This window comes from Terrisporobacter muris (assembly GCF_024621905.1).
Classification (GTDB): Bacteria; Bacillota; Clostridia; order Peptostreptococcales; family Peptostreptococcaceae; genus Terrisporobacter; species Terrisporobacter muris.
In genome coordinates this window covers 1-4,806 of record NZ_JANKBY010000293.1, presented here as the reverse complement: position 1 = coordinate 4,806, position 4,806 = coordinate 1, and the positions used below count along the sequence as shown (strand labels likewise).

Sequence of the window (4,806 nt, the reverse complement as noted above, 5' to 3'; positions counted from 1 at the left end):
AAATATATATGTTTAATATAATGCAATTTTCTTACAGATGGTATGATTCTAATCCAGCAATAGGAAGAAATGAAATTCAAACCCTTAAATATACTCAAAAATTTTTAATTGACAATAAAATGCAACAAACAGAAGTTAATATGGAAGATTTAATTTTTAGTTAATTCAAAAAAATAAATGAAAATTTTTTAAAGCAAATAAAAAAGTAAAAACTTGAGATAATAATTCTTAAAGACAGAATTTAAAATGGAGGATAACTTAAATGAAAAAATTTATAACACTAGCATTATCTTTTCTTTTACTTTTTACTGCAGTAGCGTGTAGTAATAAAGAACAAGCTCAACCAGAAAGTGCAGACAAAGTTGCAGATAAAACATTTTTTAATACTTATACAGGGCTATACGATAAAAGTGTAGGAACACTAGGTGGATACAATATGTATACTGATGTTGATACCGCTAATAACGCATATAAAGATAAAGAATATCCAGGAAATGAAAAATATTTAAGTGATGTAAAAGCTGCTTACAAAGACAGTAAAGAAAAAATACAATCATTTGTAGATGGTCTAAAAAACGATGCAAAAACTGATGATGCTGAATTAAAGAAAATGAATGAAGATTTAATTGCAGAAGGAGAGAAATTAATAAAAGATATAGATGGTAAAATAGCAAAATTAGATAAAATAACTAAAAATGATTATAATAAAACACAAGATGAATTTATTAAATTAGTAGATGATACAGTAAGAGCTGGGGAAAATGTAACAAACACATTTGGTGATATGTTAAGAAATATGAATACAAAACTAGGAATCGATAGAAAAACTATAGAAAATAACAATACAAAAAATACAACTAAATAATAAAAAAATTATTTATAAAAATAAAATAAATGATTGACATTTTAGAAAAAAATGGTTAACATTTATAACATAATAAAAATTAAAAAGACTCTTATCAAGAGTGGTGGAGGGACTGGCCCTATGAAACCCGGCAACCAGTACAATTTTGTACATGGTGCTAAATCCTGCAACTATTATTAGTTGAAAGATGAGTATAAATTAGTCATTTTAGCCTAAGTTTATACTTAGGCTTTTTTTAATACAATTATTAGACTAAAACTAAGAGACTTTTAAGGGGGGGGGAATAATAAAATGATACAAATATCAGGAGTTAATAAGTATTATGGAAAAACAAAAGTTTTAAATAATATTAATATTCATATAAACAAAGGTGAGATATTTGGAATAATAGGCCATAGTGGAGCTGGTAAATCTACGTTACTTAGATGTATAAATAGGCTTGAGACTTATGAAGAAGGAAGCATAACAGTAGAAAATAGGGAAGTGAAAAAATTAAATGAAAAAAACCTTAGACTTTTAAGAAAAGACTTAGGAATGATATTTCAGCATTTTTCACTGTTAGAAAGAAAAACAGTATTTGAAAATGTGGCGCTGCCACTGGAGTGTTTTAAATATCCAAAAGATGAAATAAATAAAAGAGTAGATGAACTTTTAACATTAGTAGGAATACATGATAAGAAAAATATGAAACCGAGAAACTTAAGTGGTGGTCAAAAACAAAGGGTAGCAATAGCAAGAGCTTTAGCTTTAAATCCAAAAGTACTTCTATGCGATGAAGCAACATCAGCTTTAGATCCAAACACAACAAAATCCATATTAAGTTTATTACAAGATATAAACAAGAAGTTGAATATAACAATAATTATGGTTACTCACCAAATGGAAGTAATAAAACAAATTTGTTCTAGAGTGGCGATTATGGAATATGGTGAAGTGCTAGAAATTGGGGATACAGAAGAGTTGTTTTTACAAAACTCTAAAAACTTACAAAAATTAGTTGGAGAAGATGATATTGTTTTACCAAAGGGGACTAATATAAGAATAATCTTCCCAAAAGAAATATCTAATGATTCTATAATAACTTCCATGGCAAGGGATTTGGACATAAACTTCTCTATCATATGTGGTAAGTTAGAAAAATACAGAGAAGATATATTGGGATCATTAATAATAAATGTTTCTAATGATCATAGAGAAAAGATAAAAAAATATCTAGATGAGAAAAAAGTCAGATGGGAGGAAATCATAAATGAATAAAACTAGTTTATATATTTATTTAACTGAAATACTTGGAGAAGCTTTACTTCAGACGTTGTATATGATAATCGTACCAACTATAGTAGCAACAATTTTAGGATTTATAATGGCAGTAATTTTAGTGGTAACTAAGCCGAGAGGACTTAAGCCAAATAAAACTGTGTACAGCATATTAGGATTTATAGTGAATATGGTAAGAAGTTTTCCGTTTATTATTTTATTAATAGCACTGATACCTTTTACAAGATTTATTGTTGGAACATCTATTGGGGAAACAGCGGCTATAGTTCCTATTACTATAGGTGCTGCACCATTTATTGCAAGAGTGATTGAAACAGCGTTAAACGAGGTGGATGAAGGATTGATAGAAGCTGCAAAATCTTTTGGAGCTACAAATTTACAAATAATATTCAAAGTAATAGTAAAAGAAGCAATGCCATCGATAGTATCTGGAATTACTTTATCAATAATTTCTATATTAGGGTGTACGGCAATGGCAGGAACTGTAGGAGCTGGAGGTCTTGGAAAAGTTGCTATAGTTTATGGCCATCAAAGATTTGATACTTCAGTAATGGTATATGTTGTAGTTACGCTTATTATAATGGTACAGATTATACAAAGTGCAGGGGACTTAGCATATAAAAAACTAAAATAAAATGTGAGTACATTTTATATCGCCAACAATATTTCTTCGATACCGCTTTAGAAAAATCTGTTGCTAAAAATAAAGATTTGCTACGCTCATAGCGTCAATTCAACAAGATGCTTTCGTTATTACTTTAGGCAACTTTGTTACTTAAATAAATTCGCTATACTTGTAGCATTAATAAATATGATTGAATTATAAAATTTATAGTATAAAAATAATACATACAAGGGGGATTTAAAAATGAAATTAAAAAAATTATTAGGATTAACATTAGTAGGAGTTATAAGTGCATCATTATTTGTAGGGTGTTCTAAAGCAAGTGGAGAGGAAGATAAAACTATAAAAGTGGGAGCATCTCCAGCGCCACATGCAGAAATTTTAGAAGTAGCAAAGCCATTATTAGAAGAAAAAGGTTATAAATTAGAAGTAGTAGAGTTTGATGACTATGTACTTCCAAATACATCTTTATCAGAAGGTGAATTAGATGCAAATTTCTTCCAACATATTCCATACTTGGAAGAAATGAATAAAGAGAAAGATTTAAAATTAACATATACTGCAAAAGTTCATATAGAACCAATGGGCGTTTACTCTGAGAAGTTTGATAGCTTAGATGACTTAAAAGATGGAGCTAAAATATCTGTTCCAAATGATGCTACTAATGAAGCAAGAGCTTTACAATTACTAGCTAAAAATGGTGTTATAGAAGTAGCAGATAAAGAGTTGATAACTGCAAAAGATATAACTAAAAATCCAAAGAATATAGAAATAGTAGAAGTAGATGCAGCTCAAGTTCCATCAACTTTACAAGATGTAGATTTTGCAGTAATAAATACAAACTTTGCTTTAAATGTTAACTTGAATCCAACAAAGGATGCAATAGTAATAGAAGCTAGTGATTCACCATATGCTAACATATTAGCTTGTAGAGAGGATAATAAAGATAGTGAAAAAATAAAAGCCTTAACTGAAGCTTTAACTAGTGATAAAGTTAAGTCATTTATAGAAGAAAAATATGAAGGAAGTATAGTTCCAACATTTTAATTTATAATAAATTTTACTAAAAGAGAAGGATTTTAATATCCTTCTTTTTTATCTTTAGTTGAACTAACTTGAGAAATGTTCTTGCTTGAAGCTACAGACAAGGTATCTTGTTGGTGACATGAGCGAAGCAGATTATTTATATAGTCATTAATAATACCTTCTCTAATTGTATATTTACTTATTATGATTTTTGAAGATTGCAAATACAATATAATGCTGTTTAAAATGACTAAAGCACCAAGTAAAATATCTCCTCTACTTTTTGAGATGCCTGTAGTATAAATAACTTCTTTTAAAGACATATTACTTATCTTCTGTAAAAGAACTTTTATATCCTTATAAAATAATTCATAACCATGAATATTTGAAGTAATATCATATTCCTTTTGATGAATTCTACCAATAGTTTTTATTGATCCACCAATTATAATTGCAGGGAGGTTTTTACATTCACCAATCCATGAAATATTATTTAACTTACCATATATGTATTCTTGAATTTGACAAAATTCCTCGTTGGAAATGCCATCTTTAATATGAAACTTATTTGTTATTTTCAAAGCACCCATGGGAATACTAACACTCTCCATAAGAATTTTATCTTTTACTAGGCCGATTTCAACACTTCCGCCACCCATATCTAAATGAACATAATTATCCAACTCTTTTGGTATGGAAGAAACATATCCTAAATAGCATTCTTCTGTAGGTGATAATAATCTTATATGAACACCTAAAGACACAGAAATATCATTTATAATTTCTGTGGAGTTTTTAATTTCTCTAAGAGATTCTGTACCTACAGCAATAATTTCATCACAATTGTAGTCATCACAGAACTTTTTAAATGTAAATATAATTCCAAAAAAATTTTTCATCCCCTCTGAAGATAATTCTTTGGTTTCCCTTCCTACAAAATCAGATAATCTAGTTTGAAACTTTTTATGGAAAATTTCGCTATAAGAACTATTATCTATTTCTACAATTATTA

At 28.3% G+C, this 4,806-nt stretch carries 5 protein-coding genes and 1 riboswitch; of the genes, 4 read left to right on the top strand and 1 reads right to left on the bottom strand.

Annotated elements, in window-relative coordinates:
• The first annotated feature begins 262 nt into the window (after positions 1-262).
• The 4 genes from NSA58_RS16380 to NSA58_RS16365 all read left to right on the top strand — a co-directional run bounded on the left by NSA58_RS16380 (position 263) and on the right by NSA58_RS16365 (position 3,815).
• Entirely contained in the window at positions 263-865 is a 603-nt protein-coding gene (locus tag NSA58_RS16380) for a hypothetical protein (RefSeq protein WP_074078870.1), read from the top strand.
• Between the two features lie 88 nt (positions 866-953).
• A riboswitch (SAM riboswitch) is annotated at positions 954-1,059 on the top strand.
• A 97-nt stretch (positions 1,060-1,156) separates the two neighbouring features.
• Positions 1,157-2,122 carry a methionine ABC transporter ATP-binding protein gene (locus tag NSA58_RS16375; protein ID WP_074078871.1) on the top strand — a complete coding sequence of 322 codons (966 nt, stop codon included), beginning with the start codon at positions 1,157-1,159 and terminating at the stop codon, positions 2,120-2,122.
• Entirely contained in the window at positions 2,115-2,777 is a 663-nt protein-coding gene (locus tag NSA58_RS16370; protein ID WP_039681120.1) for a methionine ABC transporter permease, read from the top strand. The genes NSA58_RS16375 and NSA58_RS16370 overlap by 8 nt, the downstream gene beginning before the upstream one ends.
• A 234-nt stretch (positions 2,778-3,011) precedes the next feature.
• Positions 3,012-3,815 carry a MetQ/NlpA family ABC transporter substrate-binding protein gene (locus tag NSA58_RS16365; protein WP_039681119.1) on the top strand — a complete coding sequence of 268 codons (804 nt, stop codon included), beginning with the start codon at positions 3,012-3,014 and terminating at the stop codon, positions 3,813-3,815.
• 32 nt (positions 3,816-3,847) lie between these two features.
• On the opposite strand, the gene NSA58_RS16360 is transcribed toward NSA58_RS16365, so the two are convergent.
• A partial coding sequence (locus NSA58_RS16360; protein WP_330652593.1) for a Ppx/GppA phosphatase family protein occupies positions 3,848-4,806 on the bottom strand: 959 nt, incomplete at its 5' end.